The 16,025-nt window shown below is 40.0% G+C and carries 12 protein-coding genes; 11 read left to right on the top strand and 1 reads right to left on the bottom strand.

Annotated features, from left to right (window positions below):
* Window positions 1-103 precede the first annotated feature (103 nt).
* Both AC0J2X_RS03965 and AC0J2X_RS03960 read left to right on the top strand, forming a co-directional pair.
* Window positions 104-1,258: a hypothetical protein gene (locus tag AC0J2X_RS03965; RefSeq protein WP_472995783.1), complete on the top strand. Its 1,155-nt coding sequence runs from the start codon at window positions 104-106 to the stop codon at window positions 1,256-1,258.
* On the top strand, window positions 1,255-2,199 hold the full coding sequence (locus tag AC0J2X_RS03960; RefSeq protein WP_333973162.1) for a hypothetical protein: 945 nt from the start codon (window positions 1,255-1,257) through the stop codon (window positions 2,197-2,199). Before AC0J2X_RS03965 ends, AC0J2X_RS03960 begins: the two co-directional genes overlap by 4 nt.
* A gap of 14 nt (window positions 2,200-2,213) precedes the next feature.
* On the opposite strand, the gene AC0J2X_RS03955 is transcribed toward AC0J2X_RS03960, so the two are convergent.
* Window positions 2,214-3,149, bottom strand: a complete 936-nt coding sequence (locus tag AC0J2X_RS03955; protein ID WP_333973164.1) for a DNA cytosine methyltransferase — start codon at window positions 3,147-3,149, stop codon at window positions 2,214-2,216.
* A 626-nt stretch (window positions 3,150-3,775) separates the two neighbouring features.
* Between AC0J2X_RS03955 and gmtY the strand changes: the two genes are divergently transcribed.
* From gmtY to AC0J2X_RS03910, 9 genes are all read left to right on the top strand, one after another.
* Window positions 3,776-5,284, top strand: coding sequence for a gamma-mobile-trio recombinase GmtY (gmtY, locus tag AC0J2X_RS03950; protein WP_472995782.1), 1,509 nt, complete (start codon window positions 3,776-3,778; stop codon window positions 5,282-5,284).
* On the top strand, window positions 5,277-8,174 hold the full coding sequence (locus tag AC0J2X_RS03945) for a VPA1269 family protein (protein WP_472995781.1): 2,898 nt from the start codon (window positions 5,277-5,279) through the stop codon (window positions 8,172-8,174). The genes gmtY and AC0J2X_RS03945 overlap by 8 nt, the downstream gene beginning before the upstream one ends.
* Entirely contained in the window at window positions 8,167-8,847 is a 681-nt protein-coding gene (gmtX, locus tag AC0J2X_RS03940; protein WP_472995780.1) for a gamma-mobile-trio protein GmtX, read from the top strand. The genes AC0J2X_RS03945 and gmtX overlap by 8 nt, the downstream gene beginning before the upstream one ends.
* A gap of 287 nt (window positions 8,848-9,134) precedes the next feature.
* Window positions 9,135-10,106, top strand: a complete 972-nt coding sequence (locus tag AC0J2X_RS03935) for a HamA C-terminal domain-containing protein (RefSeq protein ID WP_472995779.1) — start codon at window positions 9,135-9,137, stop codon at window positions 10,104-10,106.
* Window positions 10,103-12,703, top strand: a complete 2,601-nt coding sequence (locus AC0J2X_RS03930) for a DEAD/DEAH box helicase (protein WP_472995778.1) — start codon at window positions 10,103-10,105, stop codon at window positions 12,701-12,703. The genes AC0J2X_RS03935 and AC0J2X_RS03930 overlap by 4 nt, the downstream gene beginning before the upstream one ends.
* A 3-nt stretch (window positions 12,704-12,706) precedes the next feature.
* Entirely contained in the window at window positions 12,707-12,997 is a 291-nt protein-coding gene (locus tag AC0J2X_RS03925) for a DCL family protein (RefSeq protein ID WP_472995777.1), read from the top strand.
* An 881-nt stretch (window positions 12,998-13,878) separates the two neighbouring features.
* The gene (locus AC0J2X_RS03920; protein WP_472995776.1) at window positions 13,879-14,088 is read left to right on the top strand and encodes an antitoxin Xre/MbcA/ParS toxin-binding domain-containing protein; all 210 of its coding nucleotides are present in this window, start codon (window positions 13,879-13,881) and stop codon (window positions 14,086-14,088) included.
* A gap of 355 nt (window positions 14,089-14,443) precedes the next feature.
* A complete protein-coding gene (locus AC0J2X_RS03915; RefSeq protein WP_472995775.1) occupies window positions 14,444-15,040 on the top strand; it encodes a hypothetical protein in 597 nt (198 codons plus the stop codon).
* A 114-nt stretch (window positions 15,041-15,154) separates the two neighbouring features.
* The gene (locus AC0J2X_RS03910) at window positions 15,155-15,934 is read left to right on the top strand and encodes a hypothetical protein (RefSeq protein WP_472995774.1); all 780 of its coding nucleotides are present in this window, start codon (window positions 15,155-15,157) and stop codon (window positions 15,932-15,934) included.
* The last annotated feature ends 91 nt before the right edge of the window (window positions 15,935-16,025 follow it).

The raw sequence follows: 16,025 nt of genomic DNA, 5'->3' as shown, positions 1-16,025 counted from the left end.
AGCTTGCGAAGATTGGAGAGCCAATATTTCTATAGGAGTTACTGCTAGTCAAAAAAAATTGTTGTAACCTGTACGTCATGCGCTCCTAAAGGAACTGAGAAGAATGAGCAATGTAACCCCAATAAAAGATAAAGCAATCGAAAAAATAAGCTTAACTGACATAGATCTTGATGTTCATAACCCAAGGTTTGGTAATGGTGAATTTACAGAACAAACATCTCAACCAGAGATTCTAAATTTCATAGTAAAAAATTTTGGTGTTGACGATGTACTTAGTTCACTCTCGGTAAATGGCTTTTTTGCAGCTGAACCGATAGTTGTTAAAAGAAAAGGTTCTCGATATGTCGTTTTAGAGGGAAATCGAAGAGTGACTGCTATGTTGATTTTATCTAACGATAAAAGAGCAGCATCGCACTCTGACAGAATTGAAAAATTCACTAAGCTTCATTCTGAGCATGGTTCTCCATCATTTGATCCCGTTCCTGCGATAATATTTGAAGAGGACGATGATGACAGGACACTTTTGTCATATCTCGGTGTCAGGCATATCGTATCTACCAAAGATTGGGATTCTTTTGCTAAAGCAAACTGGGTTCAGTCAACAGTAAGTGGTAATAAAATTTCAATAGATGATGTATCTGTTATGACAGGTGACAACCATCAGACTATACGGAAATTGCTTCAAGGCTATAACTATGTAAAGCAGCTTGAAAACAAAAATTTATTTGATCCTGCAAACAGTAATAAAGGCGGAAGAGGCAGCAACACCAAGTACCCATTTTCTTGGGTATATACCATCCTTGGATACAAGCAAATTAAGGATTTTCTGAAAATATCAGAAGATGCCACTGATAAACACCCTATACCTGAAGAGTCTTTGGAAAACGCCGCTCTGTTGCTTAAAGCGATGTTTGGAAATAAAAGTCTTGGTAAAGATTCGCAAGTTGGTGACTCTAGGAACCTATCTCAGTTAGCTTCAGCGGTATCTACTCCCGAGAAGGTTAAATTTCTTAGGGAAGGTAAACACGTTAAAGACATTGAAGAGCTGACCAAGCCTGCTGAAGAGCGCTTAACCAGCATTCTCTTTACGATGAGAGATTTACTAGCAGAAGCAAATGATAGATTAGTACGAGAAAATCTGGACAGAACAAAAGTTCCCCAACTCCAAGAGTATTTAGAACAAATTAAACGCCAGTTCAGAACATTAGATAAAGGATTAGCAGATCAGTTAAAAGGTCAGGAAGGAAGTGACTGGTGAGTTACCAAGTATTTGATAGAAAATTACATCAAGATGCCGAAAGCAATGCAGATCAAACTGAATTTAGAGCTTTATTATTCGGAAGTGCTAACGTGGAAGCCGGAATAGAAGATGACAATATTGCTAATAGTTTAGACGATTATCAATTAGACCAACAGTTAGACGAAGATTGGGCTATGGATGATGCAGCCAAAGATAGTGCAGCAGGACTTCTGCTTGAAAAACTTCGCATGAGATCAGAAATTCTTGGTGACCATTACCCATTTGAAATCAACGGAGCTGAAGTTTCATTGAAACCTGGGGAAACAAGTCTTGTTTATCGGTTCTGCCTAGCAGTTTCAAATGCACCGAACATTACTAAAGGAGAATTTACAAAACTTCCACGCGAGTTTGAGCAGATTGCTGCTCAAGTAACAAGGTTAATGCTCGGTCAAGGTGCCCAATGGCTGCATACCGGCTGGCCGAGAGTACAAGGAGCACCAAGGAAGTTCAAAGACCTCGTAGAGTATATTAAAGCTGAGACAAACTCTTTGCATGAATGGACTTGGTCGCCTCATGCTGGGTTGGAGGACGATGATGCCATTAAAATTAAAGATTGTGGTGTCGACTACATTGCTTGGCACGATTTTTTTAACAACAGAGATGGCAAGCTGTATGTAATGGGGCAATGTGCATGTGGCAACGACTGGGTAAATAAATTTAATGACATTAAACCCAAAAAATTAGAAAGTTGGATTCGTCCCTTGTCATTGGTTTCACCTATAAAGACAATGGCCATTCCATTTTGTTCGGCCAGTGGATATTTAATAGACAGCTCACATGAAGACAATATTTTATTAGATAGACTCCGATTAACTTTAATTTGCGAAAATAACCAACTCATCCTAGAGGAAAAAGACAATTTAGAAAGTCTTATTGAAATGGTTAAAGACGCAAATTAACATTTTCAAAGTTATTACCAAATATTTGGCATGTTTTCTACTATAGCTTTCATTATTGGAGGGGGAACTGCATTTCCGATAATGGTATAACGCATGTTCATACCGTAGGTATCAGGGAATACAGTCTCTTTTGGAAAACCTTGTAGTCTAGCCGCTTCAACATATGAAAGCCTTCGAGCAGGTTTATCTTCTCTGAATCTCCAAACGTCGTGTTTAAGCTTAACCAATTTAGGGCTCATTGGGTGTAAAGGGACGTGCCTGGCGTTACTGACAATTGTTTTACTGGGTTGATCCCACCCTCTATACCGGTCTCTCGATAAGTAATACCAATGAAAGTCGAGGTTATAGAATTCACCTTCTGGCCATTCAGGAAGATCTCCAATATATTCCCTCTGTGAAGCATGAGGCTTTGATGTATTATTTCCATGTGTTGGTTCAGGGAAATTGTAACGTACTCCAAAATCAGAACGAATACCTACAAAGAAAAGTCTTTTACGCTCTTGTGGCAACCCGTAGTCGGCAGCGTTGATTATTTGAGCTGTCACTTTATATCCAGCTCTCCTAAAGGTATACAACTGACTTCTGTACAAATGCGCAAAGTTTGAACGCACCATTCCGCTTACATTTTCTACAACGAAAGCTTTAGGCTTTATTTGATTAAGAGCCCTTGCAAAATCTCTATATAAATAGTTTATCTTACGATCTGCATCCCTAGCGCCACCCTGGCTAAATCCCTGACAAGGGTAGCAACCCACCAGTAAGTCTGATGAAGGGAATGAGTTTATTTGCTGAATGTCCTTTAGTAAAAATTCGCCTTCATTGAGATTTCTTTCATAAAAATCTTTTGCATATGGTAGTACGTCATTAGCGAATATCGTTTGAAAACCGGCTTGTTTAAGGCCTATATCTGACCCTCCACAACCAGAAAATAGCGAAACAACAGTTGGCATGGCTCTATTCAATTATTCCTTCCAGATCTCAACAATATAATACTAAACCTCAAGTGTGGCCACTAATATCCCTATAAATCGAAAGTTGACGCCAAGTCATGGTATGTGACCATCCGGTTGTTGAGGCCAGATTAGTAAAGATCTAAATTTGTTATCTTAACTCGCTAGTCTACTTTGCATCGTTAGATTATGGAAGGCTTACATACCTACTGACCGCTACTCCAATTCGAATTTTAGAGTAAGCGGACACTGCCATGTATAGGAGAACTCAGCTAAATACTTAGCCAAATAAGGTATAAGACGAGACATCGATCATAAAAGAAATCGTACAAAGCACTATTGTTCATGCAACTCAATCTGCATGCTAGAATAATAAGTAGCACAGAGGTAGCACCAACCAAAACAGGTTAGTAGTAACTATCGATGAAGCGTAGGAAAAATGGTGGCCCCACCCTGACTTGAACAGGGGACCTGCCGATTATGAGTCGGATGCTCTTTTAGCACCCTAGTCTGTACTTACTAATGTTTACTATAATAGGTTTTTAACTTGAAGAGTGATATAGAAATTACTAGTTGACTCTGTGTAACCCTCATAGTAAAACTTACTAAGTTACCGGAGGGCGGGTATGGCTAGAACACAACCATCAGCGGTTGCGAAACATCATGTGGTAGTGATTCAGCAAGTCAGGGGAAGCACTGATCTGAAAATACCTGCTCTCTATATCAAAGTTGGTAATCAAATAAAGTTAGTTAGTTCGCTGGTTGATTACTTTATATTTTTTCCCACACGTAGTTTAAATTGGAAGCGCAAAGTTTCTAGAGCATTAGGCTTATTCTACGATTTCTGCATTTCTTACAATCGCGCCTACCACTCAAAAAAAATATTTAATTTTCACAAGTTATTGATTAGGAGATTTGCCTTGGCCTTGCTCAAGGGGACGATTGATATTGATGATCATGAAGATAAATTAAAATTATATTGGCCTCCTGCAAGTCTGAAAAGCACTAAGTCTATATTATCGACAATAAAAGCGTATATTGAGTGGTGTGAAAATGAAGGAATAATTGAACCGCAGCCTAGTAACCTACTTGCTCGTCCAAGTGATGAAAGCACAACTCTCCGCTTCTTAAACCAAGCGAATAAAGCTAAAGCTTTTATGTTCTTGAATCATAGTGTGAAAGCTCATGAATTAGCACGAAGTATTGCCGAGAAACAGGTAAATAAAACTATTGAGTTAGGCGAAATTGAGTTCGGGTCTGGTGAGGCTAGAAAATTCCCCTCTGAACTTGTTGCTCCATTGATTGAATTTGGTTTTATTAAAGATGAGAGTGCAGTTTTACCTGAAGATCGAGAAGACTTAACAGCTAAGATGATCACACTGTTGACAATATTTGGTGGTTTACGTGTAAGCGAGCCATTTCATATATGGTTCAACGATGTTGTGCCGCAAACAGATGATTCATGTAAGGTTTTTTTACGGCATCCAGCCGAAGCATACACTGAGATAGCTGGTGAAAAAAATATTCATCGTAAAACTTATTTAGCTCAACGAAATTTAAGACCAAGAAATGATAACAACAATTCGAAGAGTTACAAGGCAGGATGGAAAAGTCTAAAAGTTGATGACAGTTTGTCTGCCCCCGTCTTTTTTATTCACACCGCAGCTGAAAAACTTTTCCGTGAAATGTTTAGATACTACCTTAGTTACCGTACAGGGCTAATGAAAAGCTATAAAGACAGGCATGGCACAGAGCATCCATTTCTGTTTGTAAAACAAGCTGGCAACGCAGGTGAACCTTATAGTATTAAGGCTTATCAGGATGCTTTAAAACGTGCGTACAAGCGATTAGAAAAGCGATTAAAAAAAACAATAAAATATGGAAAGTTGGAGGGGACATCGCCGCATGGCCATAGGCATCTGTATGGGCGAACACTAGCTGAGGCGGGCGTACCATCCAAGATAATCCAATTAGGTCTCAGACACCGCAGCCTTCTTTCTCAAGGAACTTATACTGAACCAACCTTTAACGAAATCACAAGTCAGTTAGAGAAAGCTAGGCGTTTAATTGAGTCAACTGTCGGCGCATCGTTGACAGAGTCTGATATGTCAATATTGGAAATGGAAAATGATTAATGGAATTACTAGCGGCAGTGGTTTAACAGACGAAGTTGCAATTAGCTTTCTAGCGTTACAGAAATACCCAGTTGACCAAAGTGTAGTGACATATCTGACTGAACGATATAGAAGTGATGATCAGTTCATACCATTAATCGAAGTGCTAACATTTCGCGGTGGGATACCATACAAAGAAAACTTAATAGTGCTGGAATTAGACAAGTCGATCGAGCTGGTTAAAGACGCTTTGAAGCATGCTTATCACTTTGAATCATTGAAAGAGAGTCAAGCAACTAACAGAAATGCAATTATAATTTTGCTGAGTTATATAGCTAAGTATTTTCAATTAAATTCACTGAAAGAGATTACGCTTGATGTCTGGAATTCCATCGTCGTTCAGTTCAAAAATGTAGACACCAGCTATCGAGAGCAGCTATCAGATAGGTTTATCAATGCAACTAGAATATTAGCAAAAACACTTGCAAAAGTTCATGAAAATGATGAATACATCGCATCGATTTCAATAAGGCGTAGTGACTATCATTTTGGCGCGATAGCAGCTGGTTACGATAAGTGGCTTAGCCTATTCGAAGAGTGGCGTGACGGCTTGTTACTTAAAAGCACAAAAGATAGGAACGCTTCGTTCACTAAGCTATTGAATTATTTGAGAACTGTTGAAAACTCTTATGACCCCTTTACCTTTCTTACTAGTGAAAGAAAATATACCTTTTGGAAGTATCTTGACGAAAATGACGTAAACAATAAGAGAGCAGCAGCTCTTAACATGAATGACTTTGTAAACTGGATCATTGAAGGGCGACTAACGGAAGAAGACGAAGATGGCGGTATCACAAGCATTGGCTATCCGCTATTAACAGCTAAAGAAATAAAACTAGTTCTTAATAACAAGAACGATATCAAGCCTAAACCTACAGAAAGCGTTAAGCAGGCTATGCCGACTAAATGGCTAATGCTTTGCAAGGAAATACTGTCGGAAGACGATTACGCGTGGCCCAAATCCCTCGATAAAGAATACGTAGACCTTATCGATCCAGACACCAACAAGATAGCGCGAGTATGGTGCCCAGTCTCTACCTATCTTTATTTGATTATGTGTGAACTTCCTGTTCGCAGGATACAAATTAAATCGTCAGACTCTGGTGAAGGTGACAGCCAAACATACTCTCAAGAAGAAAAAAAGTGGGTGACTAACACTTCACCACACGCGGGCTACTGGAAGCAGCTAGGTAACAAAGTATCCGAAAGAGGTATTATTAGAAAAATTTATAGCCAAGGAAAAGACGGTGTCGGGATATATATTAACACCAATAAAACGCAAGACAGATCACAAGGCTTTTCTGAAACCTCTGGTTACGTAATACCTTGGCATAATGAATCAGTTATAAAATATGCCTATGAGCTTTTTGCTTGGCAGAAAAAGTATAATCCTGTAAAAACGCCAAAGAAATACAAGGACATTCCAAAGAATATCTGGTCAACTAGGCCAACAGAATTGGTTAAAAATATAATACCAGACAGATTTTACTTATTCCGCTCCCCTTTAAACACTTCTCCAGATTCCCCTTCAGCTGATTGGCTGTTAAATCGTTTTTGGTTGGCGCTAATGGACGAACTTGAAAAGCGCATCAAAGATCAAGGCGAAGATGTTGAAATAATTACTGACCGAGAAGAAAATGGGGCACCTAAATCGGCTATATTCACCGCTCATGGTCTTAGAGTCACAGGGTTAACAGCATTTGTGGAAAATGGAGTGCCGATAGAGATTTTGAGTAAAATTGTTGCGGGACATGCATCAATTCTAATGACTTTGTATTACATCAAACACACAGCATCACATGTCTCAGAAATCTTAACGTCTGCACAAAAAAATATTGAAGACAATCAGCAAGCGAACTTTTCCAATTGGCTCAAATCCTCTGCGTGGGAAGATGCCCATAGATATTCAATATTTAACGATCAAAAAACCGCAAAAGAAGCTTTTAAAAAGAGCGTCCGATCATTGTGGGAAAGTAATCAATTAGGTCTTTGTCCCAATGCTGGCACATTATGTAGTGTTGGCGGTGAACTAATTCGTAAAGCAGGTCAAAATGGTAAAGATGTATATGGTGAAGTACCCGGTGGAGAAGGAAATTGTGTTCGTTGTCGTTTCTTCATCTCTGGTAAGCCTTGGTTAATACCCTTATGGTTGCATGGCAATAAGATACTAGCTGATTCACAGAAGCTTTCCGTTGAAGTTGAATTAGCGCGGACTGAGCTTGAAGATCTGTATAGACAAAGAAAATTAGTTGCTAAAGAAAAAGGTGCGGCTTTCATCACACCAGCATTGAAAACCGAAGTTAAAAGTGCTGAAGCTCTTTTGTCTAGAAAAACCGCAGCGCTTGACCAAAAACTTTGCGATGCTCACGCTACATACAGATTAATAGAAGGTATTCGTTGTTTAGCTAACGCTAAATTCGATGCATGTGATGCAAATAAATACATCCCAATCCGACAGGTCGAAAGCCTAGAAGAAACAAAGTTCTTTGCTCAAAATAAATTCCGTCAACAAGATTTGTTAGTGCAAGCAAGTCGTTTGTATGCCCACATCCGCGATAATGACTTAGAACGTGAACGCAATCATTTTATTGATAAAATTATGTTAAATGCAGGTGTGGCCCCAATAACAATGGGAATGTTGACAGAAGCTGAAGTTAAAAGTGCGAGTGACTCACTTGCATCTTATCTGACTTATAAATTTACAGATCATGAACTCAATCAACTTGATACTAATGCTGTTACCCTTAGACAGCTAGGTGTAAAAATAGAATCGACAGATCAATTAATTGATATGGCTAGAGAGCACACCAAAGCCTTAGTTAGCAGAAAGGGCCAGCATTACGATGACTAGAAACCAAGTAACAGAATTATATGAGCTTTTAACTGCGGAAAATCAAGGTAAAGCCAATAAACTAAATAAGCTCGCAGCAATACACAGTGTTTGTGAAAAACTCGCAAAAAAAGGGTTAGCGATAGAGATAACCAATCTTGTTGACTTATTGATGCAACAAGGTGTCATTATGAGTCCACGGTCAATTTATAACAAAGAAGGAGGCCGCAATCCTTACAGACGCTTAGTGGATGCTTGGTCAGTAAATGCCACATATGAAAGAAGTAGAAGAGAATCTGATAAAAAAGAAATTGCTGGTCAGGAAGAATTAGTAACCGAAAATGAATTATCAAAAATCACCGATCCTGTATTGCGATATAAGGTCAGTTTGCTATACGGCGAGGTTACAGGTTTACGGAACCAAAATGATATGCTTCGTAATGTTAAGGAATTGCCTGCTATTCAAACCGTCGTTGCACCTGAATACGAACAGCTAGAAGCAGGAGACATTATGCTTGATGAATATGAGGTGGACATATTGGAAAGTTTTATAAACAACAACGGTGTCTTGGGGTTTGATGATTCAGGTAGGTTATATGCAAAGACTACAATTTCTCGCCAAACACGACTTTCTTCAGATGATCTAAGGCTAGTTTTGGAAAAAGTACTTAAAAGTTATGGGAGAAAATTTTAGCAGACCCAATATAAAATCAGGGTTATTACATTTTTAACAAACAGAAATTTGCAATGTAATACCTTTCCTAAAAAACTAAACAGTAGTCTAACAGTGGTAACGTAGCGAGATATCTCCCATTAGCAGTAATAGGGGAACACTTCTCACCACACGCTAAAACGCAGTTGCTTAATAACTGCTGAACCATGTAGCTCAGTATGCTAGGCTATTGAAATATGGTCGTTCTGTACGCTATTTTCTTTTAAGTGCCTGCTGTTACAGATGCCAAGAATAAGGGAATATATTTAGTGTCTCATGAAAATGCAGAGATTTGCGAAGAGGATTTAAGTAAGCTTCTGTCTGTCACGGTTCGCGCCGCTGGGCGAGTGACGGACACACACCTTAAAATAATAACTGAAGAAATTCAGTTAGAAGAGACCAATACAAAAGTTCATACATATCGGCTACCCCTCGACGCAAACGGTAGGGTTCGTTACAAACCATTAGCTGACTACCTCCGAGACCAAGTTCTCGACTATGCCATACCGCGCAAGAGCATAAATGAAGCTAAAAAGGAGTTCGATGAAACCGGCTCTAGTTCGAAAATAACGAGACTCCAATTTGAAGCAATGCAACTTTTCTCATCTTTGAAAAAAAGCGGGGAGGGTGGCGAGTTATTGGTTTTTGCTTTCGCTGAAGCAGTTTTCGGTCTTTCTCAAATTATCTGCAAAATGAGCCTAAAAACGTCATCTGAAATGCATTACCACGGGGCAGACGGAGTTTATGCTGAAGGAACTAAAGACGGTTTACTGAAAGTATATTGGGGAGAATCAAAGCTGTATGGCGATTGCTCAACAGCCGTAAGAGATTGCTTAAGTTCCCTCGCCCCATTTCTAACCGAACATGATTCCAACGTTTCAACACGTTCTAGAGACATATTTCTAATAAATGAATTTGCCAACTTCGATGACCCCAATATTATTGAAGGGCTTAAGAGGTATTTCGATATGAACGATTCTAAGTCGCTGTCTCTTCAGCATTGCGGAATTGCTCTGATTGGTTTTGACAATGAGTTATATCCAGAAGATGAGGTAATCGGAAATGATAGCGATTTAGCAGAAAAGATTAAAGAACATGTACCACAATGGACTAAACAAATAAAAAATCGCGTAGGAAAAGAGAAAATAAATAATTACGATATCCACTTTATATGCGTCCCAATGCGAACGGTTAGCGAATTCAGGGAGTATTTCCTGAGCTTGTTGGGAGTCGACAAATGAGCCTGCAAAGCCTACAAAATTGGCTAGAAAGTAATGATGGCATTAAGGCGCAGTTAGACAAGTTGAGAATTTGGTCAGCTCGAAACAGCATAATCGCAAGCCTTTGCGATACGGATGATAATAACGAAGCCCACAACTGGCAAAAGCTTTTGCTAGCTGCCAGTATTTTTACTCAGAGTGATAATAAAAGACAGCTAGAGTATGCGCTAATGATTGCTCAGAGCGCCTTATGCTTTTCTGAGGATGCAATCGTCCGCGATGCAGGTAGTCTAATCTTAGCAAGACTATCTAATCACAGAACTATTAATCTAGCTCAAGAACAACAACTTATTCAGCCACATATAGGTTCTCGGGTCGGTGTCATTGAACAGTTGCTATGGAATAAGAGAAAGCTTAACTCCGAGATTGTATTTAACAATAGCCAATCAATTTCTGGCAACCCTTTTCAAATTGAACTGTGGAGCAAACTAGCTAATGCAGATTGGATATCAGCGACAGCACCTACAGCAGCAGGTAAAACCTTCACGATATTGAACTGGCTTTTGTCGAATTTCGCGAATAAAGGAAGCCACTCTGCTGTTTTCATTGCTCCCACCAGAGCGTTAGTTACCGAGATTGAGCGGCAATTGAACGACCTAAAAATAAATCACAACCTCCAAAGTCTGAAAATAACGTCATTACCGTTAAGGGAATTAAAAGGTAGAGATGAGCCGTTCATCGCAGTTTTTACTCAAGAGCGACTTCATATCTTCTTGAATTCAGGTGTTACTCCTCAGAAGTTTGATATAGCAATAGTTGATGAAGCACAGAAACTTGCTGATGAAAGAAGAGGTGTAATTCTTCAAGAAGCATTGGAAAGAATATACAGAGAAAACAGTAAGTGTAAGGTTGTATTTCTCAGTCCGCACACTGAAAATCCTGAAATCTTGCTGGAAGATGCCCCTGTAAATTTGATTAAAGCGGTAGTGCCTAGTGCTTCTCCGACTGTAACGCAAAACCTTATAGTGGCTGAACAAATACGCGGAAAACCTATAGACTGGAAATTTTTTCTTTCAGTTGATGGTACATTGGCAGATTTGGGGAGCTTCAAGTTAATAGATAGACCAACCAACGACTCAAAAAGACAGGCATTTGTTGCACTAGAGTTGGGCAAAAATACGACCGGCACAATGGTTTATGTTAATTCAGCAAGCGCCGCAGAAAAAGTTGCTACACTTATTTATGATGGTCTCGAAGACGAAGAGCTCTCAAGTACAGAAGAACTTGATGAACTCTCAGAGTCATGCAAAAAAATTATTCACCCTAAGTTTCTATTGGTAAAGCTTGTTAAGCGGGGTGTAGCTTTCCATTATGGCAATATGCCATCGATAATTCGAGAAGAAATTGAGCGGCTTTTCACTAAAGGCGAAATAAAATTTCTTATCTCAACCTCGACTCTTATTGAAGGTGTGAACATAGCATGCAAAACAATAGTAGTAAGGGGGCCGAAAAAAGGCATTAAACATCATATGACGCCGCAAGATTTTTGGAATCTTGCGGGAAGGGCCGGTCGCTGGGGATCAGATTTTTACGGTAACATAGTTTGTGTTGATGTGAGCAAAGATAAAGTTTGGCCTGATGGCATACCTCAAAAAACTGCCTATCCTATAAGAAGAGAAACAGACGCTGTTATCAAACAGTATGACGATTTGACGAAATACATTTCAAATCGAAAAAATATGCATACCGAGGATCTCGATCATAAACTGGAGCACGTTACAGCTTACTTGATGAACAGCCAGATTCGAGACGGTTCCATTTTGAATTCATCTCCAATTAAAAAAATTAGCCGAGAAGCTGCTCAATATATAGAGGACTTAATAAAGCCCTTATTGAGCGACATTGATATTAAAGACCAGATAGTATCCGCCAATCCCGGAATATCTGTCATAGCGTTACAAAAACTACTCAACTATTTTAGAGAATATTCTGGAAATGTTGAAAATTTACTCCCCATCCCTCCCGAAGACTATGATTCTGTAAACCGCTTTGTATTTATATTCGATATTATCAATTTGACGTTGGCACCAGTATTTGCACCTACTAAGCGAGTTTTACCCTGTGCACTGACAACGTGGGATTGGATGCGCGGAAAATCTCTAGGGATGATGATTTCAGCGAGACTTAACAGAGAAAAAGAAAATGGGGACTATCAGTTTGATGAAGAGCTTCCTTACGCAAAGTTGATTAGAGATACTATGGCTCAAGTGGAGGAGATCGCAAGGTTTTACGCTCCTAAGTACCTAGGAGCTTATCTATCAGTTTTAAGACAACACTTCGAGGAGTCTGATGCGTTAGACAAATTTCCTGATGAGCTAACTTACGACTTATTCTTAGAGTTTGGTGTGAGCACAAAAACTCTGATATCTCTCATTGGTCTAGGTTTATCTCGAACAAGCGCTATAGAAATAGCCGAATTTTATGGCCGAAGTGAAATGAGCGAAAAGGAAGTTTTGGCTAGATTATATGAAGGTGATTGGGAGATATTAGACCTTGCGCCTTTGGTGAAAAGAGAAATTAGTAAAATTGTTGCAACTCATAGAATTAATGAGGTTTGAAAAATGGCAAGGTCCCAACCGTTACAGATAGGTGGAGTACACTTTGATAAGAAGGGGGATGCTCATGAACACCTGAAGACTATGCTGAACAAATACAGGCCTGAAGAGACTGTTGGCGAGGATGATACAGCATTTTTGCATCAAACGTTATTAAGGCATCCTGATGCGAATGAGAAAATAGGATGCGGGGTTGAAAGCTTTTTCGTTAGACGGGCAGATTATAATACCATCTGTTTCTGGGTACGTCGAAAAGACGGTTCGGAAGAAAAATTTTCTTACAAAAGCTGCCTTTAATATTGAGCACTTATTACTTTTTTCGATAACGTTTAGCTTTAAATATTTAGGCTCGCCACTGGAATTCTTGGCATAAAAAGTACATATAATTGATTTATCTTGGGTTGGAATGAATTGCAGTTAATAATGATTCACATAATGAGCGGCCTTCAATCATTGAATGACTGATATAAAACAGTGTTTTATTTATCCTCTGATAGGGTAAGTGAGCCTGTAATCTTCTTAAGTAGTGGATAATGATGCAATTATATGTGTGGGGAGAGGTGCCGCTGTCATCATTTTTTTCTCACGCTTTGATGCAATAAGTGGCGATAAATCTGTCTGCTAATCTGCCGCTATTTTGTTAGACAGTGCGAGATTCGATTTTAGTTTATTGACTGAAGGTTGTGTTCAATAGACTGCTTACACATCAATTAAGCTAATGATTAGAACGCTGCGATGAAGCAATTGTGAGAACAGGGTAAGTATTTTTGAAGAGCGAAACAAAAATGTAGGGAAGTCCGGATCACCTATATTATCTCCATGTCTTGCATGAACGACAATGTATACTCTGACTCGACTGACGTCGCTCAGGGTACCGCATAATGCTAAATTGACGGGCGGGAGGGATGTTGCAATCCGACTTGATCCTCCTCTTACTTGCCTTCATTGTATCCCGCTAGCAGCAGGCTGTCCAATTGTCTAATACTCTCAGTTGGCAGATAACGTGGTGTCGCTTGGTAAACTGACAAACGACGCAGAAATGTTGCCGAGTAAACTTTTACCAGAACATAGGCTTCGTTTCAGTCTTCTCGGTATGGCAGACACAGGTGCCACTTCGACCAGAGAGGGCTATACTCAATATCGAAAAACGCCCGTGAGCAAGTAGAGGATTGAAGCGAATGAATAACCGCGCAGACATAGTAACCGTTGAGCAACTCAACACGGAATTGCTCGATTTTTTCGGTGAGCGAAGTTTGTTAGACGAGTGGATGGTTACGCCGTTGCCCATTCTTGAGCAAAGACAGCCTACAGAGCTTTGTCAAACCAATGAGGGCCGCATTAGAATTTTGCAGATCATAGGGGAGATGAGACATGGCGAAATGGCGTAAGATTCGGTGTTAGGAAGTGACGACGTTCTAGAGAGTTGCTTTACAGGCAGGCGTTTGTCCCTTCACTTATCAACCTCATTCCTTACGTTCTCATGAAAATAGGGTAAGCCGTTAATCCAGACTGTCCCCCATGTTAATGCCTGTTCGCTTCCATAGTGGCGAACATCAGTCCAACAAATCAAATTAGTATTAGGAAGGTTACAGGCCGTAAAGCAGTTATGCTTTAGTGGTGACAGAAAATACATGGTATGTTGCTCAGTCAGATTATTGAAAAAGGATAAATGCCTCTTTATCCATAGCCTGAATACGATGGATTAGTGGTCGAGCTGGTTTATAAAACGGAAGTAGTTTAACGATGAATACAAAAGCCATGTCTGCGTTTTTCAAAGAGAATCTCAATGCTCCATTCGCTAACGTGCAATGGTCTTGGGGGGCTGAAAACGAAAAAGGATGTTATTTACGAGTATGGGAAGACGAGAATCATGATGGGAGATGCTTAGTCTATCTAAATAATGCCGGAGACAAGCGACTGGGGCAAGCGGAGCGACTGCGACATATAAAATCTATCAAGCAGGGTAAACCGGGTTATGTCATTCAGATAACTGAAGGCATGGAGACTGAGGATGGAACGTGGAAGATTAAGGCATATCAGGAAAGCATATTGCGTATAACCGCCTTCTTCGAAAATGACGCGGGCGATATATACGCAGAGGTCAATTTTGATGCCCCAATTTATCCCGATTTTATCGGTAAAGAAATTGATGTCGACGGTATACAGCATGCCGCAAAAGCCAATAAGAAAGCCAGTGACTTATTGGAAAAAGCCATAACTAGATTTGGGTGGCAGCCTACCGGGATCTCGTCTGACAGCGAGGTAATATCGCTTATTAGTAAAGACGGTAGACAGTTTGCAAAGCTAATCATATCGAGCGCTCAATGGATTCGCGAGTAATTGTCGCGCTGGATGAAAAACACAAAACAATATGCAGGGTTAGTTAATGGCAGGCAATAATATCCAACGCTTCCGCTCTGTATTTTACAGCGTTGAGAGAGGCTGCGCGGAAACATGAATGCCGAAAAAGTCTATTTGGGCTGGGATGTCGGTGGCTGGAACTGTGATAAAAACAGTAAAAGCCGGGACGCATTAGTATTTTTAGATGCTAATCGGAAAATTATGGGCGTGCCGTGGCGTGGAAATCTAGCCGCAACGATAAATCAATCCGACGACCAAGTGACCTTTTTAAAAGCATTGTTCCGCCTATGTGAGTTGGAGTACCAACATCAGAAAATGTTATTGGCTATTGATACTCCACTGTGTTTCAGCGATGGTTTTCGAAACTTGCTGAATGGGACTTTTAGCGCTACGGGTGTTACCAGTAGTCAAAACCCATATTTATTTCGACAATGCGAGCGTCAGTTGGCAGAGCGAGGCTTTAAGCCCTTATCTGCAATCAAGGATATGATAGGTGCGCAGGCGACCAAAGGAATTCACGCACTTGCTAAGTTTGTTCCCGATTCAGTATCTACAGGGGTCTGGCAACATCAGAGTATTACTGCTATTGAAGCTTACCCTTCACCGTGCAAAGAGTCTAAATACATCTCGGCGTTAACCAATATGACAAAGTGGCCGTTGGTAAGCGCAGAATCGGAAGGTCCATTGATGACGAACGGTAAAGTGCGTCATCAGGACCATATCGATGCATTAATTTGCGCACTCATTGGCTGGAGCTTCGATAATACTCCGGAAGCTTTGTGGCAACCCAGCGAGGATGCACCGGTTAAGGAGGGCTGGATTTTTCTTCCCAACGATTGTTTTAGGCAGAGTGAAGGGCACAAGAGGTGTTAAGCACATCTACAAGTTTTATTTGTATGTAAAAGTAAACGTCACCTTCAATGTGCTGCAATCCGGCAGATTCAAAAATTACGAGTATTTGAAT

The sequence above is a fragment of the Alteromonas sp. R7 genome (assembly GCF_055755235.1).
The sequence above is the reverse complement of the archived record's forward strand: the minus strand, read 5'-3'. Positions and strand labels throughout refer to the sequence as shown.

What these genes read in the sequence shown, in the direction of transcription:
- gmtX (WP_472995780.1), top strand. Translation starts at nt 8,167, where the DNA reads ATGACTAGAAACCAAGTAACAGAATTATATGAGCTTTTAACTGCGGAA.
- AC0J2X_RS03930 (WP_472995778.1), top strand. Translation starts at nt 10,103, where the DNA reads ATGAGCCTGCAAAGCCTACAAAATTGGCTAGAAAGTAATGATGGCATT.
- AC0J2X_RS03920 (WP_472995776.1), top strand. Translation starts at nt 13,879, where the DNA reads ATGAATAACCGCGCAGACATAGTAACCGTTGAGCAACTCAACACGGAA.
- AC0J2X_RS03945 (WP_472995781.1), top strand. Translation starts at nt 5,277, where the DNA reads ATGATTAATGGAATTACTAGCGGCAGTGGTTTAACAGACGAAGTTGCA.
- AC0J2X_RS03915 (WP_472995775.1), top strand. Translation starts at nt 14,444, where the DNA reads ATGAATACAAAAGCCATGTCTGCGTTTTTCAAAGAGAATCTCAATGCT.
- AC0J2X_RS03910 (WP_472995774.1), top strand. Translation starts at nt 15,155, where the DNA reads ATGAATGCCGAAAAAGTCTATTTGGGCTGGGATGTCGGTGGCTGGAAC.
- gmtY (WP_472995782.1), top strand. Translation starts at nt 3,776, where the DNA reads ATGGCTAGAACACAACCATCAGCGGTTGCGAAACATCATGTGGTAGTG.
- AC0J2X_RS03955 (WP_333973164.1), bottom strand. Translation starts at nt 3,149, where the DNA reads ATGCCAACTGTTGTTTCGCTATTTTCTGGTTGTGGAGGGTCAGATATA.
- AC0J2X_RS03965 (WP_472995783.1), top strand. Translation starts at nt 104, where the DNA reads ATGAGCAATGTAACCCCAATAAAAGATAAAGCAATCGAAAAAATAAGC.
- AC0J2X_RS03925 (WP_472995777.1), top strand. Translation starts at nt 12,707, where the DNA reads ATGGCAAGGTCCCAACCGTTACAGATAGGTGGAGTACACTTTGATAAG.